The following is a 26,506-nucleotide window of genomic DNA, read 5'->3' on the forward strand; positions in this document are numbered from 1 at the left end:
AGATGCATCGATGTTCCTCGGCATGAACCCCCACCAGGTCAGTGAGTTCGCAGCGCGCATCGACGCAGCGCAGCAGCGCCTGACATCCCACGCCACGACCCTCGACGGGCAGGTGCGGGCCAGCGAGGGGTTCTGGGTGGGAGCGGACGCCGAGGGCTTCCGCATGTCGTGGTCCAGCGGTGCCGGACGGCTCCTGGAGCAGGTCTGCGGGGATCTCGCACAGCACTCCGCGACCCTGTCCGAGGAGGTCGAGCAGCAGAACACGGCCTCTGCAGCGGAGACTCCCGGGAGCGGTGCATCCGGCAAGGAGAATCTCAGCGGAGCCCGGTTCGGTCCGTACGACGACCAGATCCTCCCGGGAGACCCGGACAACGTCTCCATGGAGGTCGCGATCGCGTGGCATCAGATGTCGAACGAGGAGAAGCAGCTCGTCCTCGAGGAGATCGTCGAGCAGGAGCTCGAGCGGCAGGGCATCGAGGCGGAGATCACCGTGCACTTCGACGACATCAGGGACGGCGGGCCCGCGGGCTACTGGAAGGAGCACGACCTGTTCCGCGGAGAGCACATCGTGATCGACGAGGACTGGGCCTGGGATCCGTACTCCATCAACATCGCCGCCCACGAAGCCCGCCACGCCGCGCAGGACAACTGGGTCGAGCAGACGGAGGGACCGGGATGGCAGTTCTGGCGCGAGGACACCAGCGAGGCGGAGTACGAGCGCATCGAGAGGGAGCACGGGGTCACCCGAGAGGAGATCGAGGCCTGGCGCGAGAACGACCGCGACTATCACGGGGGCCCCGACGGGCCTCGCCCCCCGGATACGGCTCCGCAGGAGGAGCGCGACGCCTGGGAAGCGGAGTACCAGGAGTACCTCGACCAGCCGTTGGAGGAGGACGCTTTCGACACCGGCGGCAGCTTCGCCGAGGACATGACGCTTGAGGAGTTCCAGCAGTACCAGCGCGACGCCGGGGTTCCGGTCACGTCGTAGCGGCGTCGCGCGCCGAGCCCCTGCGTCCTCGAGCGGGTCTCGCCCGTGCCGACGCCGGCCAGTGACGGGAGGACGATGCTCGGGTTCCCGCCTCCCCGTAGGATCGGAGCCGACAGAGCGAGCCACCGCCTCCTCACCGCCGATGCCATTCACTGCCCACAGCACTCGACACAGGACGGGACACCGTGAACTTTCCGGACACCATGGAGGCGTACGCCCTCGACCCGACGCCGGAGCACCTCGAGGCGCTGCATCGGGAGATCACCGCGGCACCGAGCTATAACCCGATGGTCGCGATCACGCAGATCGTGACCCCGCTCGAGAAGGCCGGTGACCATCAGGGCGTGATCGATGCACTGTGGGCGCAGATGCCCGGCATCTTCCTCAGCCCCGCCGCGCACATGCACCTATCCCAGGCCTATGCGGCGCTCGGCGAGGACGCGGACGCGACCCGCGAGCGCAAGTTCGCGCTGCTGGCGATGGACAGCATCCGCACTGCGGGCGAGGGCACCGAGGAATCGCCCTATCCGGTGCTGCGGGTGGAGGACGAGTACACGGTGCTGGCCGCCGAGCGTCGGCGTTCCACCGCCCAGGAGCTGGTCCCCACCGAGAACGGTGAGTGCGACGTCCACACCCTCGAGGACGGAACACAGGTGTGGTTCCGCCTGCTCTGGCGCACGGCGCAGCCGACAGGCGCCTGACCGGCCCTCGACCATGGCTCCTCCGACCCGTCGTCACGCGCTGCTCGGCGCCTCCGCCCTGTCCGCCGCGCTGCTGCTGCCCGGCTGTGGCCGGCTCCCGTTCCTGGGGCCGGCGCCGAGCTCCTGCCTGGGCCCCGAGGAGGAGCTGCCGGAGTTCGAGGACGGCGGCAGTAGGGTCCCTCCGGGGGCTCGCGTCACCCCCTATGAGCCCTCCCCGTCCCGCTGGTTCAACGACGCCGGGCTCGCCGTCTCCCCCGACGGCGCCCTGATCGCCGCCGCGGAGCATCCCGACCGCTCGATGCTGGGACTGACCGATGTCCAGGGTGTGCTCCTGTGGGACACAGCCGAGGGGAGTGTCGTGCGGCGCATCGCCGGTGCTGCCGAGGGAGCGATCGCCTGGCATCCCGACGGCACCCGGCTGGCGATCGGCGACCGGCGGCACATCGCGATCGTCAGCGTCGACGGGGAGCTGCTGTGGAACCTGATCGGCCATGAGGACCCCCGTGACACGTCGGCGCGGATCACGGCTCTCGCCTTCAGCCCGGACGGCACGCAGCTGGCCTCCACCAGCAAGGACGGCACGGTCCGCCTCTGGGACGTGAGCGGTGACCAGTGCGGGGCGGGCCACATCCTGCAGCCCGACGCCCCTGCTCCCACGGCCCTGTCCTACATCGCGGAGGGCACGACCCTCGTCGTCGGCGGCACCGACGTCCACGGACGAAGCGACCCGCCCAACCGCCTCTCGCACTGGGATCCCGCTACCGGGGAGCGGCGCGAGGTGCTGGACGCTCAGGAACGGATCCTGGTCGACTTCGGGTACAGCGCGGACGAGACGCTCGTGCTGGTCACCTATGCACCGGCGACCCTCGAGGTGCGCGCACCGGACGGCACGACCAGCACCGGCCCCGAGGTCTCCCCCTACACCCACTCGGCCCGCCTGGCCGTCGGGGCGCAGAGCCGGATCGCACTGCAGAGCCCCGGGGATCTGCTGATCTGGGACAGCGCCACCGGTGAGGAGACCCGCTTCGAGGATCTGTTGCTGCAGCGGATCTGCTGGTCCCCGGACGAGAGCGTGCTGTACACCCTGGACGAGGCCACGGGTGTCTCGGCGTGGGACGGGAAGGACTGGAGGCAGTTCGATCTGCCGTGAGCACGTCACTCGTGAAGCTCTGGGCAGAGCTGCCGAGGTGAGGATCTAGTTCCCCGTCCGGCCCTCGGGCTCCGTCGGCGCCTGCAGGTCGGTCGTCTCCGGCGGTTCGGTGCTCCCCGGGGACTCGGTCGGCGTCGGCGGGTCGGTCGGCGGCTGCACCGGGCTGTCACCGGGCAGTGGGTCCATCGGACCGCACCGATGAGTCAGCGCCGCGGCGCGAGTGCGTCGGGTGGCGCCGAGTCTCGTCGTCCACTCCACCACGTGCCCGTCGACCGCCGGGTCCCCGACCCGCTCCACGCTCGCCAGCTGCTGCTCCTTGTCGTTGCAGTAGGCGCAGACCCCCTGCCCGTTCTCCAGGCAGGTGCATCCCCCGGCAGCGTGGGGCCGGATGTGGTCGATGTGGCGGATCGGGGCGTTGCAGTGGGGGCCGCGACAGGTCCGGTCGCGCAGACGGATGAACCGGGCGAGCGCGGACGGGAAGGCCCGCGCCCGGGATTCGACGGCGACCAGCTCCTCGGTCCTCGGGTGCTCGTACAGCTTTCGCAGCACGGCGCGCAGCGCCGGACCGTCGGGACCGAGCGGGTCCTCGTCCGTGCCCGCGATCGCGTTGAGCGGATCGCGCAGACTCTCCCTCACCGCCTCGGCGGGAACCGTGCCGTAGCCCTCGATCTGGGCGAGGTCGCCCGTGCCGGGGTCCAGGAGCACGTGGTCGGTGATGATCACGCCGATGTCCAGCGTCACCGGCTCCATGCTCCCGCTGCGGCCGATCAGGGTGTCCACGAAGGTGTCAGCCTGGATGGCCTGATGCCCGCGGCGGTCGCCGGCAGTGCGCAGCCGCTCGGCCTCGAGGGAGAGGCACTTGCGGATCAGGGCCGCGTCCAGCGCGGTGACGTGCGCCGTCACCGTCGCCATGCCGTGCTCGCCGCGGCGCACGGTCACGTGCCGCTCCCGCTTGGCGTGCTGGTGGCGCCGCGCCTCGCCGTCGGGGTCGGCGAGGGAGATCGCGGCGGCGCGGCCGTCGGCCCATTCCTCGGAGCCGGCGCCGTCGAGGTAGGGCAGGCGCTCCCCGAGCAGCCGGTCCGCCTCGCGGCGCTGGGCGGGGGTGAGCGGGGCGAAGGAGCGGGCGGTGCGATAGGCGTCCTCGGTGGTGACCTGGGAGTCCGCGAGGGCGGAGAGCATCACCGGCATGTCCGCCACGAGCCGGCGCCGGGCGGCGAGCGAGCGGGAGGCGGACGCCGGGGAGCGGCGGGTGAGCATCGAGACCTCGCGGGCCGCCTCACGGGACGCCGCGCGCAGCAGCTGTGCGGGCGGGGTCTCCTCCCCCGCCTCCTGCGCGGCGTGCGCCCGCGCCTCGGCCTGCCTGCGCAGGGTGAGGGAGTCGGCGAGCGCGACGACGGCGCGGGTCTCGAGCGCGTCGATCGCGCTGCGCAGGGAATGCAGGCTGCCGATCACGTCGCGGAACGCCTCGGCCGACGGATCCGCGGGGGCGAACAGCTCCTGCGGGAACCCGGTGAGGGCGCTCAGCACATGAGCGCGGTCGCCGAGCTCCTCGGCGAGCGCTCCGGGACCTCCCGCACGCACGGCGTCGATCAGCTGCTGGTGGGGATCACCAGCAGCCGCGCCGAGGTCCTGCACTGCGAGAGTCATGGCCCTATTCTTCCGGCCCCCACCGACAAAGGAAAGGCCCGCAGAAGAATGTGGATAACGCCGATCAGGGAGAAGCTGTCGCGCGCACACCCGCCCGCCGATCCGAACGTATGTGCAGGCCAAAGACATTCCACTCGGACCCGAGCGTCACATCCTGAAATGCATCCACACACCACTCGGACACTCCACCGAATTCGACGCGAGAATGTGGATAACCACCCTCTGTGGAGGAAAGGTCGCGGGTGCCGCACCTCGAATGCGACGGCAGATGACAGCGCGCTCGACACCGCCGGACCGGTCCCGCAGGCTGGTCCCACAGCACCCGTTCGACACCACCGCTTCGTAGCTCAGCCCGGTAGAGCAGCTCCCTCATGAGGAGTGGGTCGCAGGTTCGAATCCTGCCGGAGCGTCTCCCCCTCCCCGTACCCTCGAGGACGACCTCACGCCGCCGACCCGAGGACCCCATGCGCCGTCGCACCACCACCCGCCCGCCCGTCCTCGAGCGCCTGGTCCTTCCCGACCTCGAGGAGGCGGACGCCGCACAGCTGAACGCCCAGGACCGGTACGACGGCCTGCGCCTCGTCGGCGCCGATCTCACCGGGGCGGACCTCACCGGCGCGACCTTCACCGAGTGCGAGCTGGTCGACGTGACCGCGCACACCACCGTGCTCCAGCACGCCCGGCTGCTCGAGACCCGGATCGAGCGCCTGAACGCCCCGGTGCTGGATGCGACCCGCTCCACCTGGCGCGACGTCGAGCTGGCCGGCTCGCGGATCGGGGCGCTGGACGTCTACGACGCCGAGATCCGCTCCACCCGCATCACCGGCACGAAGTTCGACTGGATCAACCTGCACTCCTCGACGCTGGAGGACGTGCTCTTCGAGGACTGCACGATCGACGAGCTCGACCTCGGCGCCGTCACCGCCTCCCGCGTCGCCTTCGTGAACTGCCGCGCCGGCTCCGTCGCCCTGCCCCACGCCCGGCTCGAAGACGTGGACCTGCGCGGGCTGGAGATGGGGTCGATCTCGAACCTCGAGGGCCTGTCGGGCGCGACGCTCGACGCCGCGCAGGTCACCGCGCTCGCGCCCCTCCTCGCCGCGCACCTGGGACTCCGCATCGAGGGGTGAGCGGTGCCGGTGCGCCCCGGATCACCGGACCCGCAGGACCGGCCCGAGCGGCGCCGGGCCCCAGTGCTCATACCCCCGGACAGCAGAACGCGGGCCGGGGTGATCCCCGACCCGCGCCTGACTTCCGAGCGTACGCTCAGCGCCGCGCGCTGACCCGCTGCTTGCGGGAGGTGATCTCGCCGGTGTTGAACCCGGCCAGGTGCAGCCCGCCGTGGAAGCGGGCGTGCTCGATCTTCACGCAGCGGTCCATCACCACGTCCAGGCCCCCGTCCTCGGCGATCGCGGCGGCCTCCTCGTTCCAGGAGCCGAGCTGCAGCCACAGCGCCTTCGCGCCGACCTCCACGGCCTCGCGGGCGACGCCCGGCAGGTCGGCGTCCCGGCGGAACACGTCGACGATGTCGGGCACCACGGGCAGGTCCGCGAGCGAGGCATAGGCCGGCTGTCCGAGGATCGTCGTCGCTCGGGGGTTGACGAAATAGACCTCGTACGGCGCGCTCGAGAGCAGATAGGTGCTCACGAAGTAGCTGGCGCGGGCGGGGTTCGTCGAGGCGCCGACGATCGCGATCGAGCGCGCCCGGCGCAGGATCACGAGCCGCTCCGGGGCCGAGGGGCCCTGCCAGGTGCGCGCGGGCACTCCCTCGACGTCCGTCGCCGACGGCGCGGCGCAGGCCGCGCCGGACTGGATGCTGATGCCGCTCATGCCTGCTCCTCCCTGCTGCGGCCGGTCGCCGCGGTGATCGCCTGGTCGAGGTCCCAGAGGATGTCCTCCACGTCCTCGAGGCCCACCGAGATGCGGATGAGGTCGGGCCGGACGCCGCCGGCGACGAGCTGCTCCGCGGTGAGCTGGCGGTGCGTGGTCGAGGCCGGGTGCAGGACGAGGGTGCGCGCGTCCCCGATGTTCGCCAGGTGCGAGGCGAGCTGCAGGTTCTCGATCACCCGCTCGCCCGCGGCGCGGGCCGCGGCCGCCTCGTCCTCGGCGCTCGCGTGCTCCCCCGTCGGTCGGACGCCGAAGGCGAAGACGGAGCCGGGGCCGAGCGGCAGGTACTTCGAAGCGCGCTCGTGGTGCGGATGGGACTCGAGCCCCGCCCAGGTCACGAACGAGACCCGCGGGTCCGCGTCGAGCCACTCGGCGACCGCGCGCGCTCCGGCAAGGTGCGCATCGATCCGCTGCGGGAGCGTCTCCACGCCCTGCAGCAGCTGGAACGCCGCCTGCGCGGAGAGGGAGGGGCCGATGTCGCGCAGCTGCTCGGAGCGCAGCTTGGTGAGGAAGCCGTACTCGCCGAAGTTGTCCCACCAGCGCAGCCCGCCGTAGGACTCGACCGGCTCGGTCATCGAGGGGAACTTCCCGTTGCCCCAGTCGAAGCGCCCCGACTCGACGACGACGCCGCCGAGGGTGGTGCCGTGCCCGCCGAGGAACTTCGTGGCCGAGTGGATGACGATGTCCGCGCCGTGCTCGAGCGGTCGCACCAGGTACGGGGTGGCGAGGGTCGCGTCGACCACGAGCGGCACCCCGTGCTCGTGCGCCAGGTCTGCCAGCCCCTCGAGGTCGGCGATCTCGCCGGAGGGGTTGCCGATGATCTCGACGTAGAGCACCTTCGTCTCCGGCCGGAACGCGGCGCGGTAGTCCTCAGGGTCGGAGGAGGGCACGAAGGTGGTCTCCACGCCGAAGCGGCGCAGGGTGACGTCGAGCTGGGTGACGGTGCCGCCGTAGAGCTGCGCCGAGGCGACGACGTGGTCGCCGACGCCCACCAGCGCCGCGAAGGTGATGAACTCCGCGCTCATCCCGGAAGCGGTGGCGACGGCGCCGATCCCGCCCTCGAGGGAGGCGATGCGCTCCTCGAAGGCGGCGACGGTGGGGTTGCCGATGCGGGAGTAGATGTTGCCGTACTTCTGCAGCGCGAAGAGGTTCGCGGCGTCGGCCGCATCGTCGAAGACGAACGAGGTGGTCTGGTAGATCGGGACTGCGCGGGCGCCGTGCTGGGCGTCGGGGGTGCCGCCCGCATGGAGGGCGCGGGTGCGGAACCCGAAGCTGCGCTCGGGGCTCGGCGCGGCGGCGGCCGACGGGGGCTGCGCGGTCCGCCCGGCCTGGGTGGTCTCAGCCTGGGTGGTCTGGGCCTGGGTGGTCATGCAGCGGCTCCTGCCTTGGCCGGGTGATCGGCCGGGAGGGTGTCGAAGGCGGCATTCGCGGCGTCCTCGGCGGAGACGCCGGGGACGACGGGCAGCAGGTCGGTGTTCAGCTCGGTGCCGCGGGCGCGCGCGAGGTCCGCTTCCTTCTCGCGCAGGATCGGCAGCACGTCCCGGCCGAACATCGCCACCTCCTCGGTGAAGTGGAGATAGCAGGTGAGCAGCAGGTTCACGCCGATCTTCTTGTACTCGATGATGCGGTCGGCGATCTCCTCGGGGGTGCCGATGAGCTGGGTCTTGAAGCCGTCGTTGTACTGGACGAGGTCCTCGAAGGAGGAATCGGCCCACATGCCCTTGCCGTCCTTGGTGGAGGCGCCGGCCTCCTGGACGGACTGGCGGAAGCCCTCGACGGCGGGGCGGTGGGCCTTGGCCACGATCTCGCGCAGGGTCTCCTCCGCCTCCTTCCGGGACTCGCGGGCGATGACGAAGCCGTTCAGGCCGAACTTCGGGGTGCGGCCTGCGGCGGCGGCCGATGCGAGGACGCCGGCGACGTTGTCCTCGTAGCCCTCGAGGGTGCGGCCGTTGGAGAAGTACCAGTCCGCGACGCGGCCCGCGGTGGCCTGCGCGGCGGTCGAGTTGCCGCCGAAGAAGATCTCCGGATGAGGGCGACCGGCTACGTCGACGGGCTTCGGGGAGAGGGTGAAGTCATCGATCGAGTAGTACTTCCCGTCCTGGGAGTACCCGTTCTCGGTGAGCAGCCCGCGCAGCGCGGAGATGAACTCCTCGGTGCGCACATAGCGCTCGTCGTGCTCGAGCCAGGGCAGGCCGAACTTCACGAACTCGTCCTTGAGCCAGCCGGAGACGATGTTCACCGCGGCGCGGCCGCCGGAGAGGTGATCCGCCGTGATCAGCCACTTGGCGAGCACGCCGGGGTGCCACATGCCGGGGTGGAAGGCAGCGATGACCTTGAGCTTCTCGGTCGCGCCGAGCAGCGCCATGGAGAAGGCGGAGGCCTCGTGCTGCTTGTCCGCGCCGTAGCTGGCGGCGTAGCGGGTCTGCGTGAGCGCGTACTCGAAGCCGGACTGCTCGGCGACCTGGGCGAGCTTCGCGTTGTACGGCAGCTGCCAGTCGGTGCGCTGCTCGATGGTGGAGACGACGAGGCCGCCGGACACGTTCGGCACCCAGTAGGCGAACTTCAGCGGCGTCTCGAAGGTCGAGGTGGGGACGGTGGTGGTCATGATTCCTCCAGGGTCGGAGTAGGTGGAGTCTGTCGAGGTCGGGTCAGGGAGGTCAGGTCACATCGGGTCAGGTCAGGTCAGGAGAGTGGGGCGGCGGTGGGATCCTCCGCCGGCAGCGCGGCGAGCACCTCGGCCACGGCGTCGACGGCCTCCGGGTTCTGCAGCGAGGTGATGTCCCCCAGCGGCACCGGCGGGCGGCCCGCGCGGCGGTCCCGCTCGGCGTGCACGAGCTGGGCGAGCAGGCGGCGCATGATCTTGCCGGAGCGGGTGCGGGGCAGGTCCGGCACCTGGATCACGAAGCGGGGTTTGGCGATCGGGCCGATCTCGGTGGCGACGCGGGCCCGCAGGGCGGGCACGTCCAGGGCCGACGAATCCGCAGCCCCCACTGCACCCGCTGAACCCGCCGGGATCACGAACACCGCGACCGCCTGCCCGGTGAGCGGATCCTGGACCCCGGTGGCGCCGACCTCCTGCACGGTGCGGTCCGCGACCAGCGCAGATTCGATCTCGATGGTGGACAGCCGGTGCCCGGAGACGTTCACGACGTCGTCCAGGCGGCCGAGGATCCAGAAGCACCCGTCGGCATCGACCGTGGCGGAGTCCCCGGCGACGTAATAGCCGCCGTGCTCGCCCCGGCCCGCGTAGTCCTTCCAGTAGGAGTCGCGGTACCGCTCGGGGTCGCCCCAGACGGTGCGGGCCATCCCGGGCCAGGGCCGACGGGCCACCAGGGTGCCGGCCACGCCCGCGGGCTGCTCACGGCCTTCTGCATCGACCACGGCCATGTCGATGCCGGGCAGCGGCACGGTCGCGGAGCCGGGCTTCAGCGTGGTCACGCCGGGCAGCGGGACCAGCATCGCGGCGCCGGTCTCGGACTGCCACCAGGTGTCGATGATCGGCAGCTCGCCGCGGCCGAAGGTGCGGTGGAACCACACCCAGGCCTCGGGGTTGATCGCCTCGCCGACGGTGCCCAGCAGGCGCAGCGAGGAGAGGTCGTGCCCGGTGGGCAGCGTGTCCCCGAACCAGCTCATGAAGGTGCGGATCAGGGTGGGGGCGGTGTAGTAGACGGTGACGCCGTAGCGCTCGATGATCTCCAGATGCCGCTCCCGGGTGGGCTCGCCCGGGGTCCCCTCGTAGATCACCTGGGTGAGGCCGTTGGAGAGCGGGCCGTAGATCTCGTAGGTATGGGCGGTGACCCAGGCCAGATCCGCGGTGCACCAGTGGACGTCGCCGGGCTTGGCATCGAAATGCGCCCAGTGCGCCCAGGAGGTGTGGGCGAGATAGCCGCCGCTGGTGTGGACCAGACCCTTGGGCTTGCCGGTGGTGCCGGAGGTGTAGATGATGAACAGCGGATGCTCGGCGTCGAAGCTGCGGGCCTCATGCGTCTCGCTCGCCGTGCCGACGCTCTCGTGCCACCAGACGTCGCGGCCTTCGGTCCAGGCGATGTCCTGGCCGGTGCGGCGCACGACCAGCACGTGCTCGAGCTCGGGCAGGTCGCGGGCGGCGGCGTCGGCCTGGGACTTCACCTCGACGGCCTGACCGCGGCGGAACTGTCCGTCGGAGGTGACCAGCAGCTTCGCCCTCGTGTCCTGCAGGCGGAAGCGCACCGCCTCGGCGCTGAACCCGCCGAAGACGAGCGAGTGCACGGCGCCGATCCGGGCGCAGGCCAGCGCGATGACCACGGTCTCCACGAGCACCGGGAGGTAGACGACCACCCGGTCCCCGGGCTCGATGCCCAGGTCCGTCAGGGCGTTCGCGGCCTGGGAGACGCGGCGCTGGAGATCCTCGTAGGTGACGGACTCCCGGTCCCCCGGCTCGCCCTCGAAGTGCAGGGCGACCTTGGTGCCGTTGCCGGCGCGCACGTGGCGGTCCACGCAGTTCTCGGCGACGTTCAGCCGGCCGCCCACGAACCAGCGGGCGGCGGGGACGCTGAGCTCCTCGGCGGCGGAGTCGGCGGTCGTGCGGGCAGCAGAGCCGGCGGCGGGGTCGGCGGCGGGGTCGGCAGCCGGTGCGACCGTCGGCGCCTCCCATTCCAGGGCGGTGTGCCAGGGCTCTGCCCAGTCGAGCCGGTGCGCGGCGGCCTCCCAGAAGGCGGTCGGATCGGCCGACGCCGTCGCGTAGATGCTCGCATCGACGTTCCACGTCCCCTCGAGCGCGGGGTTCGGCGGGAAGCTGCGGGTCTCCACCAGCCGGGTCTCGGCGGCAGCGCCGGCGGCGGTCCCTGCGAGGGGATCCGCGGCGGTCTCGGTGATGCTCATGTCCACCTCTTCAGCAGCTTCTTCTCGGCGAGGCCCAGCAGGGCGTTGGTCAGGCTGCCCAGCAGCGCCAGCAGCACGATCGCGAGCAGGATCCGATCCACGCGGCCCGTCTGCTGGGAGTCGTTGAGGATGAATCCCAGCCCCATCGAGGAGGCGATCAGCTCGGCGGCGACCAAGAACAGCCAGGCCTGGGCCAGCGCGAGGCGCAGCCCGGAGACGACCGAGGGCACCACGGCCGGCAGCTGGATGGTGCGGAACAGGGACCAGCCGCGCAGGCCGAAGCACCGCCCGGCCTCCACCAGGTGGGGGTCGATGTGGCGCAGGGCCGCGGCGACGGTCGTGAACACCGGGAAGAAGGCACCGATCGCGATCAGCGTGACCTTGGATTCCTCCCCGATCTGCAGCCACAGGATCAGCAGCGGCACCCAGGCGAGTGAGGGCACGGCGCGCAGCGCGGCGAGGGTCGGGTTCAGCAGTGCATCGCCTGCGCGGGACAGGCCCACGATCGCGGCGACGGCGAGGCCCACGAGGGAGCCGATCGCGAAGCCCAGCAGCACGCGCTGCACCGAGATGGCGATGTGCAGACCCAGCTCGCCGCGCTCGATCAGCTCGACCCCGGCCTGCAGCACGGTCAGCGGGCCGGGCAGGCGGTAGGCGGGCACCAGCCCGGCGGCGGTGGTGAGCTGCCAGGCGGCGAGGATCAGCAGCGGCAGCACGGCGCCGGCGGCGAGGCGCACTCCGGTGCGCTCCCAGAAGGCGGTGCGGCCTTCAGCGGATGCGTGTTCCGCTCCGACCGGGGACGCAGCGGTCGGCGGGGCTGTCGCGGTGGTCGCGCTCACTGCTTCTCCGCCGTCTGCTTCTCCACTGCGGCCGTCGCGAAGTCAGCGTGGAGGATCGAGCCGCGGGCCTTCTCGACCGCGTCGGCCCCGCCCCGGACGTCCCCGGAGTCGGAGAGCATCGGGGAGATCGCCTCGAGGACGGCGAGCTGGTCCTCACCGGGCACGCCGGAGACGTCGAGGTTCGAGCGCTCGGTGATCACGGTGGTGGCGACCGCGAGGTCGATGCCGGCCGCATCGGCCAGCAGCTGCGCGGTGGCCTCGAGGTTCGCGAGCGCCCAGGTGCGGGCCTGCTCATAGGCGTCGACGACCACCTGGGCGACGTCGGCGTGGTTCTCGATGAAGTCCTCGGTGGCGTTGAGGAACCCGTAGGTGTTGAAGTCGACGTTGCGGTAGACCAGCTGGGCACCGGACTCCACCTCAGCGGCGGCCATGATCGGGTCCAGGCCCGACCACGCCTCGACGCTGCCGCCCTCGAGGGCGGAGCGGCCGTCGGCGTGCTGGAGCGGCTGGAGCTCCACGTCGTCGATGCTCAGCCCCGCTTCGGCGAGGGTCTGGACCAGGAAGAAGTACGGGTCGGTGCCGGGAGTCGCGGCGACAGCGCGGCCGGCGAGATCGGCCGGACCGGTGATATCGCTGTCCTTGCCGACCACGAGCGCGGCCCACTCGGGCTGGGAGTAGATGCCGATGACCTTGATCGGTGAGTTGTTGGCGCGGGCCAGCAGCGCGGCCGAGCCGGCGGTGGAGGCGATATCCGCGGAGCCGGAGCGGAGGAACTCGTTGGCCTTGTTGGAGCCGGCCGACTGCACCCACTCCACGGTCACCGAGTCGCCGAGCGCGGTCTCGATCAACTGCTGGTCGCGGATCACGAGGCTGAGGGGGTTGTAGGTGGCCCAGTCGATCGTGAGGGAGCCTGTGCTCCACTTCCCTGCGCCGCCCTCGCCGCCGGAGCTGCCGGAGCCCGCTGCGGTGTTCTCGGAGCCCTCTCCGGGCACGCAGGCGGCCAGGCCCATCCCGGCCACGGCGGTCAGTCCGAGGGCGGTGGCGGTGCGGCGGCTGATGCGAGGGGTCATGAGAGGTTCTCCGTCGTGGGGTTGGTGCTGGGGGTGAGGCTGGGGGTGGGGGTTCTGGGGTGGGCGTGCACGCCGAGGCCCTCGAGCAGCTGGACGCGCAGCTCGGCGAGCGTGCGGTCGGCGCGGTCACGGGGTCGCACCCCGGGCACCTCGACGACGCGGGCGATCGAGCCGGAGGCGGGGTCCTCCCGCAGGGAACGCAGCAGCAGCACCCTGTCGGCGAGGTACAGCGCCTCTTCGACGTCGTGGGTGACCACGAAGATCGTGGTGGGCTCGGCGGCGTGGATTTCCAGCAGCAGGTCCTGCATGCGCAGGCGGGTCAGTGCGTCGAGCGCGCCGAAGGGTTCATCCAGCAGGAGCACCTCGGGGCTGCGGGCCAGGGCCCGGGCGAGCGAGGCGCGCTGGGCCATGCCGCCGGAGACCTCGCGGGGCCGCTGGCCGGCGGCATGCTCGAGGCCCACCAGGGACAGCAGCTCGCGCACCCGCTCGCGGCCCTCGCGCTTCCCGGTGCCGCGGGGCAGGCCCAGGGCCACGTTCTTCTCGAGGGTGCGCCAGGGCAGCAGACGCGGCTCCTGGAAGGCGACCGCGGTGCGCGGATCGGTGCCGGTCAGGGCGGTGCCCCCGATCCGGATCACGCCGGCGGTGGGTCGGTCCAGGCCCGCGATCAGGCGCAGCAGGGTGGACTTCCCGCAGCCCGAGGGGCCGACGACCGCGACGATCTCTCCCGAGCCGAGCTCCACGTCGACCTCGCGCAGCACCTCATGACGCTCCTGCGGGGAGTCGAAGGTGCGGGCGATGGCGTCCAGGCGCACGCCGTTCGGCCGTCCCCGCGCAGGGGGCGCGTCGGCGTCAGGCGCAAGGCCCGGGCGCAGATCAGGGGTGGTGGCGGTACTGGTCATGCCGCCGATCATGAACGCCGACGCGGCACCGACGCCAGATTCTCGTCATAAGCCGTCATAGTCGCGGCCCGAAGAGGAAGCGGGAAGAGATCCGTGCGGAATAGGTCACACCGAGCAGTCCCGCTCAGCCGAGCTCGCCCTCCAGGATGCTCAGCACGTCCGCCTCCCGGAAGCCGAGCGCCCGGTTCAGGGAGAGCATCGGGGCGTTGTCGAGCGCCGTGTAGGTCTGGATCCAGCGTGAGGACTTCGCCTCGGGAACGGCAACGAGATTCTCGAGGTTGGCGAGCTTCAGGGCGCGACCGATGCCCCGGCCGCGGTGCGCGCGGTCCACCAGGGTGTCGTCCTGGGTGAGGATCTCGGGGTCATGACGGTTCACGAAGAGCTCGGTGTATCCGACTGCGACTCCGCCGTCGTGGGCGAGACCGCGCACGAGCGCCCAGCCCTGAGCGTGCATGCGCTGCTCGTTGCGGCGGATCTCGTTGACATCGGCGCGGGAGGCCGGGCGGGTGAGGTCGCCCATCGGCACGTCGGCCTCCATCTGGGTGGTGAGGCGCGCCCAGTCCTCGAGGAACTCCTCGGGGCAGGCGCCCTGCCAGGTGCGCACCTCGATCCCGGGCGCGGGGCGCGCCTCGGCCTGCAGCAGCGCGGGGTCCAGCGGCAGAGCGAGCAGCAGGCGGTGCTCCTGATTCGCGACGCGCAGCCCCTGCGCGCGGGCGAAGGCGACGCCCTCCGCGCTGTAGGTCTCGGCCTGGACCACCGCGGCGTGACCGGTCAGCGCGCCGCGCACGGCAGCGGCGAGCGCCGTGCCGATGCCCTGGCGACGATGTGCCGGGAGCACGGAGATCTCGACCTCGGCAGGGTCCCCGGGGTCGACGTCGGCCCCGGCTGCCCCGACCAGCTCCCCCTCGTTCTGCGCCACCAGCAGCACGGACAGGCGCCCGGGCTTCGGGTCCGCGAAGCGGGCAAGGATCGTCTCCTCGCTCGCCCACCAGGCCGCTTCGCGCCCAGCGTTGAACCCCTCCCCCAGCACGGCGTTCCAGGCGAGCAGCGCCTCACGGTCGGTGCGGTCGACAGGGCTGATCTGCACGGGGCTGTCCTGGGCTGTGCTCATCGAGCCATCCCACCACATCGGGGCCCGCTCTCCCAGCGTTCTTCGCTCCCTTCGCACCTGCGCCGCACGTGTGCCGCAGGTCATCCGCAGAGGTCAAGTCACACCATGTCGAGGCCATCTGGGCCGCCCCGCAGGCCAAGGGCCGATAAATGCTTCTCTTCGGCCGGTTCACGTCTCTTCACGTGCGCGGGAGCCGCTCCTAGTGTTGATCTCGCATTCCCCGGGCTCCCCGGCTGTGGGCCCGCTCCCACAGGACCTCACCGCTCCCCGAGAGCCGCGTCGCGGAATGCACCAGACCACCAGCAGTACGCGAGAAGGACCAGACCCCATGGCACATCTGAACACGCACCGCGCAGTCGGCCGCGCTGTCACCCCGCTCACCGGCACCCACCGCGCGGCGCGCGCTCTCGGCGGCAGCGCCGTGCTCGGCACCGTCCTGGTCGGCGCCGCCTTCGCCGGCGGCACCTCCGCGATGGCGAACGACACCGCACTCGCCGGCGGCGATGAAGACCCCAGCGCCGCCCATTCGGCTCCCGCCGCTTCTGGCTCCGACTCCGGCAGCTCGTCCCAGAAGCTGCGCCAGGGCGATTCCGGCGAGGCCGTCGAGGCGCTGCAGTCCGCGCTGAACGCTCAAGGCGCAGAGCTGCCCGAGACCGGCTACTTCGGCTCCATGACCGTCGCCGCGGTCCAGGACTTCCAGGCCGCGAACGGCCTCCAGGTCGACGGCGTGGTGGGCCCCGAGACGCACGGCGCGCTCGGCGGCGCCCCCTCCTTCGGGGCCTCCTCCGCGGGCGCGCCGACCGCCGGTGCGACCACGGTCCCGACCTCCATCACCTCCGGGACCGGCAGCGCGATCGTCGACGCTGCCCGCTCCGCCGTCGGCACCCCCTACTCCTGGGGTGGCAGCTCGCTCGGCGGCATGGACTGCTCGGGCCTGGTGAACCACGCGTACGAGGCCGCCGGCATCGAGGTGCCGCGCACCAGCAGCCAGATCGCCGCCCAGGGCCGCAGCATCTCCCCGTCGGAGGCGCAGCCCGGCGACCTCGTCGTGTGGCCCGGCCACGTCGCAATCTACGCCGGCGACGGCCAGATCATCGACGCTTCCGGCTCGAAGCAGCAGGTCGTCGAGCGCGGTCTATGGGGCAACCCCACCGGGTTCGTCACCTACCGCTGATCCCGCCGTCGGTCCGCACGCCGACTCACCGAGGCCCGGTTCCGCCGCACGCGGGGCCGGGCCTCGCCCATGCCCCGCAGGAGGGGCCAGAGCGCTCAGCGGCGCAGACGGTGCTCCAGGGACGCCTTCACACCGCTCCACTCGTCGGCCAGGATCGAGTAGACGACGGTATGGCGCAGGGTGCCGTCAGGCATGATCCGGTGCGCGCGCAGGATCCCATCCTGCTGCGCGCCGAGTCGTTCGACGGCGCGGCGTGAGGCGATGTTCAAGTGGTGGACCCGGAACTCGACGCCGAGGCAGCCGAGCTCCTCGAAAGCATGGGTGAGCAGGGCCAGCTTTACTGCGGCGTTGATCCCGGTGCGGTGGATCGAGGCTGCCAGATAGGTGGTGCCGATCTCGAGGCGTCGGTCCCGCAGGGAGATGTTCAGGAAAGACGTGTGGCCGACCACCCGCTCGCTCGCCCGGTCGATCACGGCCCAGGAGGCCGTCGTCCCGGCGGTATCGGAGGCGCACTGCGCGGCAACGGCCTCCGCGACCCGCTCCGGAGCCGGGACATGGGGCGCGTAGGGGATCTTCCAGATCTCCCCGTCGGCCACCACGTCGCGCAGCCCGTCCACGTGCTGCTCGCCGAGCGGCTCGAGCCGCACCCGTGGGTTCTCGAGCGGAACGGGGCGGGGCTGAGGCATGGGGGCAGTGCTCGTCATCCCTCGATCATGCGGGTGAAGAGGCAATGGCGTCGATCCTTCCCGTATGCCGACACCGGTCTCGCGGCGCCGTGTTCGCAGTCCTGCTCGCGCGGCGCCCTGCTTGCGATCTCGTTCTCGCGACGTCATCTTCGCGATCTCCGTCGCGCCGCGTCACAAACCTTGGGAGTGGGCCAAGCGCTACTTATGCTCGGCTGCGTCCTCCTCGGAGGGCCCCCGCATTCCGCCCCCGGCCTCTCCCCGCGTTCCCTGCGTTCACCCGCGGCGCGCGAACGACCTGGACGTCGACCCCACTTGAAAAGGTGCCCCACCGATGACTGAGACCCTTCACGAGGCAGCCTCCGCTGCGAGACCGGTCGACGGTTCCTTCGATGCCTCGGGGAACGACGCCGCTGCCCGGGGCTCCGCCTCTCGAGACGTGACGGACTGGGACGCCACGGACTGGGATGCGACGGCCTGGAATGCAGCGGCCTGGGATGCCCTGCTCACCGAGGCGGCCCGGCAGGTGCGGCAGCGCGAGACCGATCATGTCCTGCCCCGTGCACTGCTGGCACGGCTGCTCCAGCTCGGTTTCGGGCGAGTCCGGGTTCCGGCGGCGCACGGTGGGTTCGGGTGGTCGCTGCGCGAGACCTTCGAGCACCTCACCGACCTCGCCGCCGCCGACTCCCACCTGGCGCACCTCTTCCGCGGGCACTTCGTGCTGCTGGAGGAAGTAGCGCTGTTCGCGGAGCCCGCGGAGCGGGATCTCTGGTTCGCCCGCGCTGTGGCCGGGGACTTCATCGGCAACGCCCAGTCAGAGAAGTCCGAGACGCTCGACATCGCCACCACCCTCACTCGCGAGGGTGACCGGCTGGTGCTCAGCGGCACCAAGTACTACACGACCGGCAGCATCTACGCGGACTGGATCGACCTGCTCGCCACCACCGAGGACGGTGACGTGGTGCTGGTGACGGTCTCCACCGACCAGCCGGGCGTGGTCTGCGAGGACGACTGGGACGGGTTCGGCCAGCAGCTCACCGGCACCGGCACCACCCGTTTCATCGGCGCCCTGGTCGACCCCGCGCACGTGCGCGGCACCGACCGCTCCACTGTCGAGGGCCAGCTTCGGCAGGGACTGTTCCAGCTGGTCCTGCTCGCGGTGATCGCCGGGATCGGTCAGGCCGCGGTGAGCGAGTCCGTGACCTATGTCCAGGGGCGCCGCCGCCTGTTCGGTCGCCTGGGTGCCACCGAGGTCCGCGAGGACCCCCTTGTCCAGGACACCATCGGCTCCGCCTCCTCAGGGGCCTTCGCCGCCCGCACCCTGGTCCTGGCCGTCGCCGACCGCTGGGATCAGATCATCGAAGGTCATCGGCGGGGTGCCGCCTCGGAGGCGGACTTCCGGCAGGCCAAGCGCGATGTCTACCGGATCCAGGGCGAGATCGTCGACCGGGTGCTCACCCTGACCACAGATCTCTTCGAGGTCGGCGGCGCCTCGCAGGTGTCCACGCGCCACGGCTTCGACCGCTTCTGGCGACATGCTCGCACCGTCGCCTCCCACAACCCGATGAAGCAGCGGCGCCGGCTGATCGGCGCCTACGAGCTCGGAGTCGAAGAGAGCGCCGAGCAGTTCGGGGACGTCGCACCAGCGACTCCCGCTCCCCCTGCCACGCCCCGTGACCTGACCGCACCAGGAGCCCACCGATGAACGACGAGACCCGTCCCGCCGAGCACGACCCCGCCTCCCAGCGACTCGAGGAGGCCCTCGCCCGAGCCAGCTCCGAGGACGGCAGGATCCGTCGGCGACGCATGATCGGCGGCGGAATCGCCGCGGTCGCCGTGGTCGGTGCGGCCTCCGCCTGGGGCTTGGCCAGCCGTGGTGGGGCCGACGCCACCGCCTCGGGCAGCGCCACCGCCGGCAACGCCACCGGCAGCCCGGTGAGCGGGGGGACCCTCGTCTACCTCGACGCCGAGGCGAGCCGTTCCACCCAGCCGCAGGGCGCCGGGACCTGGCAGGACTCTGCCTACCTCGAGAACATCGCCGATCGCCTGATCTGGAAGGATCCCGCCACCGGCGAGCTGCAGCCCTACATCGCTGAGAGCTGGGAGATCTCCGCGGACGGCCTCACCTACACCTTCGCCGTCCGTGAGGGCGTGACCTATTCCGACGGCACGTCGCTGGACGCCGCGAGCGTGGCCCGGAACCTGCAATGGCAGGCCGCGGGCGATGACGCCAAGGGCATCCAGCCCTCGGCCCAGTGGCCGCAGCTCGAGGGGATCAGCGTCGCGGGCAGCACCGTCACGGTGACCCTGCTCGAGCCCTACGCCGAGTTCCTCGACGTGCTCTCGGGATGGGCCGCCGTGCTCGTCGCGGACGCCACGATCGATGCGCCTCTGGAGAGCCAGCAGCAGATCACCGGGATCATCGGCAGCGGCCCGTTCACCGTCGAGAGCGAGAAGTACGGCGAGAAGATCGTATTCGTGCGGCGGCAGGGCTACGACTGGGCCCCGCCGAGCCTCGCACATCAGGGCGAGGCGCGCCTCGAGCGCCTCGAGGTCCACGCCGTCACCGACGACACGGCCCGGCTGGGAACGCTCCGCTCCGGACAGGCCGATCTGATCCGCTACCTCCAGCCCGCCGACGAGCTCCAGCTCGCCGAGGATCCGTCCTTCCAGATCCTCTCCGCGCAGGGCATCGGCGCGACCAATCACTGGCAGCTGCGGGTCTCGATCCCCGCGCTGCAGGACGCGCGCGTGCGCCAGGCGCTCCAGGTCGGCATCGATCGCGCCTCCCTGGTCAGTGACCTGTACACCGAGAACTGGGCGGTCGCCCGGAGCGTGGTCACCGAAGACGCCTTCGGCTTCGTCGACCTCAGCACCCAGCTCACCTACGACCCGGTGAAGGCCGCTGCACTGCTCGATGAGGCAGGATTCTCGGATCTCGACAGCGAGGGCTATCGCCGCCGGGACGGCGAGCGCCTGTCGCTGGTCACCGTCATCGATGTCTACGACTCGACTGCCAAGCCGCTGTACCAGCTGGTCCAGGCCCAGCTCAAGGAGCTCGGTGTCGAGCTGTCGCTGCGCGACGCGGACTATTCCCAGGTCTCCGAGGCCTACGCCGCCCCCGACGTCGCCACGGTCCGCTCCGGCTGGCCCTATCCGGCGACCTGGGCGACGCTGCGCACTCAGTGGGCGGCCGACGGCACCGACGCCTTCTCCCTCGACGGCGCCGATCCGACCCTCGATGAGCTGCTCACTGAGCAGGCCACTGCGACGGACCCCGCCGAGCGGTCCGCCCTGCTGGCGGAGCTGCAGCACCACGTCATCGAGAACGCCTATGTCCTCCCCCTGCTCAAGGACTCCCAGATCTTCGCCGCGCAGAGCGATGTGCAGGACTTCTCCTGGAGCGCCGAGGCGCGACCGCTGTTCTACGCCACGTGGCTCGATCGACCGTGACCCCGTGAGGAGAACCCCCACCATGCGCTCCCGCTATCTCATCACCCGGATCCTCCAGGCCATGCTGGTCGTGGCCATCACCTACCTGCTCACCTACTGGGTGCTGTTCGCCCTGCCGGGCGATCCGGTCGCCAACCGCCTCGACAACCCCCAGAACCCGATCCCGCCCGGGCAGGCGAAGGCGATCATCGAGTACTACAACCTCGATCAGCCTGCCCTGCTGCAGTTCCTCATCACGGTTGGGCGCCTGTTCCAGGGCGATCTCGGCTATTCGCTGGGGACCGGCCGCGCCGTGAGCGACATGGTGATGCAGGGGCTCGGCTCGACGCTGCTGCTCGCCCTCGCGGCGCTGGTCGTCGCCGCAGTGATCGCGGCCTCGGTGGGGCTGCTCGCGGTCTTCGCCCCCTGGGAGCCGGTGCGCGGCCTCGCCCGCCTGGTGCCGGCGCTGTCCCTGGCCACGCCCAGCTTCCTGATCGGTCTGCTGCTGCTGCAGATCTTCTCCTACCAGCTCGGCTGGGTCTCGTCTCTGGACACGGAGAGTCTGTCCAGCCTGATCCTCCCCGCGCTGACCCTCGGCATCGCCGCCAGCCCCTCGATCACCCAGGTGCTCATCCAGGGGCTGACCGAGGCGAATGGGAGGCCCTTCGTCCGGGTGCTCCGCTCACGGGGCCTGTCCCAGGGGTCGATCGCCGCCCGGCATGTCATCCGCAACGGGTCGATCCCGGCGCTGACCCTGCTGGCCCTGACGATCGCGGATCTCATCGCCGGCTCCGTGATCGTGGAATCGGTCTTCCACCGCGCAGGGCTCGGATATGTCACCGAGCAGGCGGTGCGCTCGCAGGACGGACCCATCGTGCTCGCCGTGGTGCTACTGGTCTCCTCGCTGTACTCGCTGATCAACCTCGCCACGGACCTGCTGTACCCGGTGATCGACCCCCGGATCAGCATCACAGAGTCCCGCCTGGGAGCCGACGCCCGGGCCACTCGCTCTGCCCAGCCCGCCCAGCCCGACCGGCCTGCTCGCTCTGCCGAGCCCGCCCAGCCCGTCCTGACCGAAGGAGCGTGACCCCGTGACGAGCATCCACTCCCCGACGGTACCCTCGACACGTCCTGCGCCACCCCGCGCCTCCCGTGGCCTGGCTTCCCGGGCTCGGATCTCCCCCGGTCTGGCCTCTCTCGGCGTCGTCGACATCGCGGCGATGCTGCTGCTGGCGCTGCTGGTCATCGCGGTCCTCGCACCCGCTCTGCTCGCCCCTGGCGACCCGCTCAGCGCTGCGACCGCGCAGGCTCTGGATGGCCCCTCGCTCACCCACTGGCTGGGCACGGACTACCTCGGCCGCGACCTCTACACCCGGATCGTCCACGGGGCGCGGACCTCGCTCAGCGCCTCTGCCGTCGCCGTCGCGGTGGGTCTTGCGGGCGGTCTCGCCCTCGGCATCATCTCGGGCTACCTGGGCGGCTGGGTCGATGCGGTGGTCAGCCGACTGATCGATGTGCTGCTGTCCGTGCCGGGCCTGCTGCTGTCGATGGTGATCATCGTGGCCCTGGGCTTCGGAGCAATCAATGCCGCGATCGCCGTGGGCATCTCCTCGATCGCGAGCTTCGCCCGGGTGACCCGCGCGGAGGTCCTCACCGTGCGCACCTCCTCCTATGTCGAGGCGGCGCAGCATCAGGGCTCCTCGCGCTCGCGCACCCTGGTCCATCACATCCTGCCCAACGCGGTGGGCCCGGTCGCCTCGCTGATCCCGCTGCAGTTCGGCGGCTCGATCGTCTGGATCTCCTCGTTGAGCTTCCTGGGCTTCGGCGCCGTGCCCCCGCACCCGGAGTGGGGGCTGCTGGTGGCCGAGGGCCGTCAGTACCTGCTCTCCGCCCCTTGGCTGCTCCTCGCTCCGGGAGCGGTCATCGTCATCACCGTGCTCGCGGCATCCCATCTGCAGGGTGTCCTGGGAAGGATCCGGAGGACCACCGCATGACCACCCATCACCTCGATCTCGATCTCACGCTCCCCGCCGCCGTGGCGACCACGGCCACTGCGCGTCCCACGAACGCTGCGCCGCCCGCGGTCACTGCACCGCCCGCGATCTCGGTGGATTCCCTGAGCATCGGCTACTCGAGCGGTGGCCGCATCGTCCCCACGGTCATCGAGGCGTCCTTCGACGTCCCCACCGGCAGCACCACCGCGCTGGTCGGTGAATCAGGGTCGGGCAAGACCACGATCGCCTCCGCGATCAGCGGTCTGCTCGCGGACAATGCACGCTGGCTGACCGGCGGCGTCCACCTGCTCGGCCAGGACGTCTCCCGCCTCGGCGAGCGCGGCTGGCAGGCGGTGCGGGGCAGCATTCTGGGGTATGTGCCGCAGGATCCGCTGGGCTCGTTGGACCCGCTGCAGACCGTCGGAGGGCATGTCGCCGAGTCGGTGCGCCAGGCCCGCGATGTTCCCCCGCGGGAGGCGCGACGAATCGCCCGGGAGCTGCTGGAGACCGTGCACATCGCCGATGCGGAGCGGAAGCTCGCGGCATATCCGCATGAGCTCTCCGGCGGCCAGCTCCAGCGCGTCCTGATCGCCGGTGCCCTCGCCGGGAACCCCAGCGTGCTGATCGCCGACGAGCCCACCTCAGCCCTCGACGTCACGGTGCAGAAGCGGGTGCTGGACCTCCTCGAAGAGCTGCGCGACGAGCTGTCCCTGTCGGTGCTGCTGATCACCCATGACCTGTCCCTCGCCGCGGAGCGCAGCGATCGGGTGGTCGTGCTGCAGCACGGCCGCGTCGTCGAACAGGGCTCCTCCGCGCAGGTGGTCGCGAGCCCGTCAGCCCCCTACACGCTGCAGCTGTTCCGCGACGTCCCCGCGATGACGCCGCAGAAGTACGCGGCGGCGCGAGCCACGCTGCAGACCCGGCGGGAGAGCCTCGAGAGCGAGCCCGCGGTGCAGGTCACCGCGCTGGCGAAGTCCTTCGACGGCGTCCACCGGGTGCTCGAGGAGGTCGACGTCACGGTGCGGCGCGGCGAGATCCATGCGCTGGTCGGAGAGTCGGGATCCGGGAAGACCACCCTCGCCCGGATCATCGCCGGGCTGACTGCTTTCGACACCGGCACGGTGGAGGTCTCGGGAACGCCGCGGCCGCGCATTCCCGCCGCCGTCAACCCCGATCCGTCCGCGCTCCAGCTGGTGTACCAGAACCCGCTGGCCGCGCTCGATCCGCGCCGTCGCGTAGTCGACCTGGTCGCAGAACCCCTGCGCATCGGCGGGACCGCGAAGGCGGAGGCGCGTTCCCGCGCCCAGGCGCTGCTGCGACAGGTCGGGATCGCCGAGGAGACCGCGGCGCGGCATATCGGCCGGCTCTCCGGCGGCCAGCGTCAGCGCGTCGCGATCGCTCGGGCGCTGATCCTCTCCCCGTCCACGCTGGTGCTGGACGAGCCCACCTCCGCGCTCGACGTCACCGTGCAGGCGCAGATCATCGATCTGCTCTTCGCGCTGCGCGCCGAGGATCCGGCGCTGACGATGCTGTTCATCTCCCACGACCTGAGCCTGGTGCGACAGATCTCCGATTCGATGACGGTCCTGCAACGGGGCCGGGTCGTGGACCAGGGCCCGGCCGCGGAGGTCTTCGCCGCGCCCTGCTCCGCGTACACGCGTGAGCTGATCGACGCGATCCCCCGGGCGCCGAGGGCCAGGGAGTGACCGAATATCAGCCGGTGATCCCGGTGCGGTGCTTCTCGATCGCCATCTCGTAGTAGCGCAGCAGGTCATCGGAGGCGTTCTCCCAGGAGAACTTCTCCGCCTCGGCGCGGGCAGCCTCGCGGATGCGCCCGCGCAGCACCCCGTCGCCGAGCCGGACCAGCGCCGCGTCCAGGCTCGCCTCGTCCCCGGAGTCGAACAGCAGCCCGTCCACCCCGTCGGTGACCTGTTCCATCGTCGGCCCCGAGCGGGCGGCGACCACGGGGAGCCCGGAGGCCATCCCCTCGAGGATCACCAGGCCCAGCGTCTCGGTGACCGAGGGGAAGATGAATCCGTCGGCGCTCGCGAAGGCGCCCGCGAGCTCCTCGCCCTCCATGAATCCGGGGAACAGCGTCGAGGTGCCGGCGAAGAGCTGCTCGAGCTCGCGCCGGTACGGGCCGTCCCCGACGATCGCGAGCGCCACGTCCTCGCGTCGTTCCATCATCGGTCGCAGCGTGTGGATCTCCTTCTCCGCAGCGAGGCGGCCCACGAACACCAGGAGCTTCTTCTCCGGGTGCCCCTGGGTGAGGCGCTCCCGCATCTCCGCGGAGGCGAAGCGGGGATGGAACGCTTGCGTGTCCACGCCGCGGCGCACCACGTGAAGATTCTGGATGCCCTGGGTCGCGAGCTCGGCGCGCATCGTCTCCGAGGTGGCGATGTTGATGTCCGCGAGCGCGTGGTTGCGCCGGATCTGCCACCACACGGGGCGCTTGCCCCAGCGGTAGGCCCGGTAGAGGTCCAGGTAGCGCGGGATATGCGTGTGATAGCTCGCGACCAGCGGGATCCGCTGCCGATGCGCGGCGAAGGCCCCCGAGGAGGCCAGCAGCAACGGCTGGGCGGCGTGGACCACATCCGGGTGGAAGCCGCGGATGATGCCGTCCACGGTGGGGTTCGGCAGAGTGAACCGGCGGTGCTTGTAGAACGGCAGGGTCACGGGCTTGACCCCCACCACCCGCGCCCCATGATGCTCGGTGACACCGAGGTCGGGCGCGATGACCATGACCTCGTGGCCGAGCTCGGTCATCCGCTCGACGGCGTGGCGGAGCCTGGTCACCACGCCGTCGACCGACGGCAGGAAGGTCTCCGTGACGATCGCGATCTTCACGGGCTGCGGGTCACTTCCAGGTGACGGTGGGCATGACCAGCTCGCGCTTGACCCGGTCGGTGTTGTTCATCGCGACCTTGAGGACCTCGGTGAGGTGCTCGTCGGTCAGCAGGTGCGGCTCCAGACCCAGCGAGAGCAGGCTGGTGTTGACGGCGTTGTAGTAGTGGTCGTACTTCTCCACGCGCGGGTTCTCCATGCTGGAGACGGTCACCTCGTTGCCGAGGTCCGCCGCGACCTTCTGCACCTTCTCGGCCAGCTCCTTGACGGAGAACTGCTCGGTGAACTGGTTGTAGACGCGGAACTCGCCGACGTCCGCCGGGTTCTCGCAGGCCAGCTCGATGCAGCGCACGGTGTCCTGGATGTCCAGGTAACCGCGGGTCTGGGAGCCGTTGCCGTAGACGGTGAGATCATGGCCGATGGCCGCCTGGACGATGAAGCGGTTCAGCGCGGTGCCGAACACGGCGTCGTAGTCGAAGCGGTTGACCAGGCGCGGGTCCAGGCGCGTCTCGGCGGTCTCCAGGCCGTAGACCACGCCCTGGTTCAGATCGGTGGCGCGGATGCCCCAGATCTTGCAGGCGAACATGATGTTGTCGCTGTCATGCACCTTGGTGAGGTGGTAGAACGAGCCGGGCTGCTTGGGATAGGGCAGGCGGTCCTTGCGGCCCTTGTGCTCGACCTCGAGCCAGCCCTCTTCGATGTCGATGTTCGGCTGGCCGTACTCGCCCATGGTGCCGAGCTTGACGAGGTGGCAGTCGGGGGCGAAGTCCTTGATCGCCCAGAGCACGTTCAGGGTGCCCTCGATGTTGTTGCGGTGGTTCTCGATCGCATGGGCGCGATCGATCATCGAGTAGGGCGCGGAGCGGTGCTCGGCGAAGTGCACGAACGCCTCGGGCTGGACGTCCCGGATGACGGCGGCGGTGGCGTCATAGTCGGTGAGGTCCACGATCCGGGCGGCGATGTCCTTCCCGGACACCTCCTTCCAGACCTCGACCCGCTCCTGGAGCGGGAGGATCGGAGTCACGGAGTTCGAGCCCAGCTCCACATCGATCTCGCGGCGCACCAGGTTGTCCACAATGGTGACGTCGTGGCCCTTCTGCGAGAGGTACAGGGCAGTGGGCCAGCCGCAGAATCCATCTCCACCGGCGACGACGATCTTCATCTCGTGAGTCCTCCATCAGGTCAAAGTCCCGGCGTGCGAAGGACGACGCAGCCGGATTGTGCACTTCC

Annotated in this window: 22 protein-coding genes and 1 tRNA gene; 11 read left to right on the forward strand and 12 right to left on the reverse strand. The window is 70.9% G+C overall.

Annotated features, from left to right (window positions below; all coding sequences use genetic code 11):
* Positions 1-10: 10 nt before the first annotated feature.
* From ACT3SQ_RS03540 to ACT3SQ_RS03550, 3 genes are all read left to right on the forward strand, one after another.
* Positions 11-988: a WXG100 family type VII secretion target gene (locus ACT3SQ_RS03540; RefSeq protein WP_441443645.1), complete on the forward strand. Its 978-nt coding sequence runs from the start codon at positions 11-13 to the stop codon at positions 986-988.
* A 185-nt stretch (positions 989-1,173) separates the two neighbouring features.
* Positions 1,174-1,689, forward strand: coding sequence for a hypothetical protein (locus tag ACT3SQ_RS03545; protein ID WP_010549477.1), 516 nt, complete (start codon positions 1,174-1,176; stop codon positions 1,687-1,689).
* 13 nt (positions 1,690-1,702) lie between these two features.
* A complete protein-coding gene (locus ACT3SQ_RS03550; protein ID WP_441443644.1) occupies positions 1,703-2,839 on the forward strand; it encodes a WD40 repeat domain-containing protein in 1,137 nt (378 codons plus the stop codon).
* Between the two features lie 45 nt (positions 2,840-2,884).
* Here the strand turns inward: ACT3SQ_RS03550 and ACT3SQ_RS03555 are convergent, their stop codons facing one another.
* Positions 2,885-4,486 carry an HNH endonuclease gene (locus tag ACT3SQ_RS03555; RefSeq protein ID WP_441443643.1) on the reverse strand — a complete coding sequence of 534 codons (1,602 nt, stop codon included), beginning with the start codon at positions 4,484-4,486 and terminating at the stop codon, positions 2,885-2,887.
* A 336-nt stretch (positions 4,487-4,822) separates the two neighbouring features.
* Between ACT3SQ_RS03555 and ACT3SQ_RS03560 the strand changes: the two genes are divergently transcribed.
* Together ACT3SQ_RS03560 and ACT3SQ_RS03565 are read left to right on the forward strand one after the other, a co-directional pair.
* A tRNA-Met gene (locus ACT3SQ_RS03560) sits at positions 4,823-4,896 on the forward strand.
* Between the two features lie 54 nt (positions 4,897-4,950).
* Complete coding sequence (locus ACT3SQ_RS03565) at positions 4,951-5,613, forward strand: pentapeptide repeat-containing protein (protein WP_441443642.1); 663 nt, start codon at positions 4,951-4,953, stop codon at positions 5,611-5,613.
* Positions 5,614-5,749: 136 nt separating this feature from the next.
* Here the strand turns inward: ACT3SQ_RS03565 and ACT3SQ_RS03570 are convergent, their stop codons facing one another.
* The 8 genes from ACT3SQ_RS03570 to ACT3SQ_RS03605 all read right to left on the reverse strand — a co-directional run bounded on the left by ACT3SQ_RS03570 (position 5,750) and on the right by ACT3SQ_RS03605 (position 15,149).
* Positions 5,750-6,313, reverse strand: coding sequence for a CoA-binding protein (locus ACT3SQ_RS03570; RefSeq protein ID WP_441443641.1), 564 nt, complete (start codon positions 6,311-6,313; stop codon positions 5,750-5,752).
* Complete coding sequence (locus ACT3SQ_RS03575; RefSeq protein ID WP_441443640.1) at positions 6,310-7,740, reverse strand: O-acetylhomoserine aminocarboxypropyltransferase/cysteine synthase family protein; 1,431 nt, start codon at positions 7,738-7,740, stop codon at positions 6,310-6,312. The genes ACT3SQ_RS03570 and ACT3SQ_RS03575 overlap by 4 nt, the downstream gene beginning before the upstream one ends.
* Positions 7,737-8,975 (reverse strand): dimethylsulfone monooxygenase SfnG, encoded by a 1,239-nt coding sequence (gene sfnG / locus ACT3SQ_RS03580; RefSeq protein ID WP_442332032.1) that lies wholly within the window; start codon positions 8,973-8,975, stop codon positions 7,737-7,739. Before sfnG ends, ACT3SQ_RS03575 begins: the two co-directional genes overlap by 4 nt.
* Positions 8,976-9,052: 77 nt before the next feature.
* Positions 9,053-11,230: an acetate--CoA ligase gene (gene acs, locus ACT3SQ_RS03585; RefSeq protein ID WP_444600833.1), complete on the reverse strand. Its 2,178-nt coding sequence runs from the start codon at positions 11,228-11,230 to the stop codon at positions 9,053-9,055.
* Positions 11,227-12,069: an ABC transporter permease gene (locus ACT3SQ_RS03590; RefSeq protein WP_441443637.1), complete on the reverse strand. Its 843-nt coding sequence runs from the start codon at positions 12,067-12,069 to the stop codon at positions 11,227-11,229. The genes acs and ACT3SQ_RS03590 overlap by 4 nt, the downstream gene beginning before the upstream one ends.
* Complete coding sequence (locus ACT3SQ_RS03595) at positions 12,066-13,139, reverse strand: aliphatic sulfonate ABC transporter substrate-binding protein (RefSeq protein ID WP_444502211.1); 1,074 nt, start codon at positions 13,137-13,139, stop codon at positions 12,066-12,068. The genes ACT3SQ_RS03590 and ACT3SQ_RS03595 overlap by 4 nt, the downstream gene beginning before the upstream one ends.
* Complete coding sequence (locus ACT3SQ_RS03600; protein WP_441443635.1) at positions 13,136-14,038, reverse strand: ABC transporter ATP-binding protein; 903 nt, start codon at positions 14,036-14,038, stop codon at positions 13,136-13,138. Before ACT3SQ_RS03600 ends, ACT3SQ_RS03595 begins: the two co-directional genes overlap by 4 nt.
* A 124-nt stretch (positions 14,039-14,162) precedes the next feature.
* Complete coding sequence (locus ACT3SQ_RS03605; protein WP_444599395.1) at positions 14,163-15,149, reverse strand: GNAT family N-acetyltransferase; 987 nt, start codon at positions 15,147-15,149, stop codon at positions 14,163-14,165.
* A gap of 328 nt (positions 15,150-15,477) precedes the next feature.
* Here ACT3SQ_RS03605 and ACT3SQ_RS03610 point away from each other — a divergent pair, with 328 nt between their 5' ends.
* Positions 15,478-16,323, forward strand: a complete 846-nt coding sequence (locus tag ACT3SQ_RS03610) for a C40 family peptidase (protein WP_441443633.1) — start codon at positions 15,478-15,480, stop codon at positions 16,321-16,323.
* Between the two features lie 95 nt (positions 16,324-16,418).
* Here the strand turns inward: ACT3SQ_RS03610 and ACT3SQ_RS03615 are convergent, their stop codons facing one another.
* The gene (locus ACT3SQ_RS03615; RefSeq protein WP_441443632.1) at positions 16,419-17,027 is read right to left on the reverse strand and encodes a GNAT family N-acetyltransferase; all 609 of its coding nucleotides are present in this window, start codon (positions 17,025-17,027) and stop codon (positions 16,419-16,421) included.
* Between the two features lie 313 nt (positions 17,028-17,340).
* Between ACT3SQ_RS03615 and ACT3SQ_RS03620 the strand changes: the two genes are divergently transcribed.
* Genes ACT3SQ_RS03620 through ACT3SQ_RS03640 form a run of 5 tightly spaced genes read left to right on the forward strand, consistent with a single transcriptional unit; the run spans position 17,341 to position 24,138 of the window.
* Positions 17,341-18,711, forward strand: coding sequence for an acyl-CoA dehydrogenase family protein (locus ACT3SQ_RS03620; RefSeq protein WP_442332030.1), 1,371 nt, complete (start codon positions 17,341-17,343; stop codon positions 18,709-18,711).
* Complete coding sequence (locus ACT3SQ_RS03625) at positions 18,708-20,459, forward strand: ABC transporter substrate-binding protein (RefSeq protein WP_442332029.1); 1,752 nt, start codon at positions 18,708-18,710, stop codon at positions 20,457-20,459. The genes ACT3SQ_RS03620 and ACT3SQ_RS03625 overlap by 4 nt, the downstream gene beginning before the upstream one ends.
* Positions 20,460-20,463: 4 nt before the next feature.
* The gene (locus tag ACT3SQ_RS03630; protein ID WP_442332028.1) at positions 20,464-21,525 is read left to right on the forward strand and encodes an ABC transporter permease; all 1,062 of its coding nucleotides are present in this window, start codon (positions 20,464-20,466) and stop codon (positions 21,523-21,525) included.
* Between the two features lie 4 nt (positions 21,526-21,529).
* Entirely contained in the window at positions 21,530-22,432 is a 903-nt protein-coding gene (locus ACT3SQ_RS03635; protein WP_444502213.1) for an ABC transporter permease, read from the forward strand.
* Positions 22,429-24,138, forward strand: coding sequence for an ATP-binding cassette domain-containing protein (locus ACT3SQ_RS03640; protein ID WP_442332026.1), 1,710 nt, complete (start codon positions 22,429-22,431; stop codon positions 24,136-24,138). The genes ACT3SQ_RS03635 and ACT3SQ_RS03640 overlap by 4 nt, the downstream gene beginning before the upstream one ends.
* 7 nt (positions 24,139-24,145) lie before the next feature.
* Here the strand turns inward: ACT3SQ_RS03640 and ACT3SQ_RS03645 are convergent, their stop codons facing one another.
* Together ACT3SQ_RS03645 and ACT3SQ_RS03650 are read right to left on the reverse strand one after the other, a co-directional pair.
* Entirely contained in the window at positions 24,146-25,279 is a 1,134-nt protein-coding gene (locus ACT3SQ_RS03645) for a glycosyltransferase (RefSeq protein ID WP_444502214.1), read from the reverse strand.
* A 10-nt stretch (positions 25,280-25,289) separates the two neighbouring features.
* Positions 25,290-26,438, reverse strand: a complete 1,149-nt coding sequence (locus ACT3SQ_RS03650; protein ID WP_441443625.1) for an NAD-dependent epimerase/dehydratase family protein — start codon at positions 26,436-26,438, stop codon at positions 25,290-25,292.
* Positions 26,439-26,506: the final 68 nt, after the last annotated feature.

Origin of the sequence: Brachybacterium sp. AOP42-C2-15, from assembly GCF_052377065.1 — a bacterium.
In the GTDB taxonomy this organism is placed as follows: domain Bacteria; phylum Actinomycetota; class Actinomycetes; order Actinomycetales; family Dermabacteraceae; genus Brachybacterium.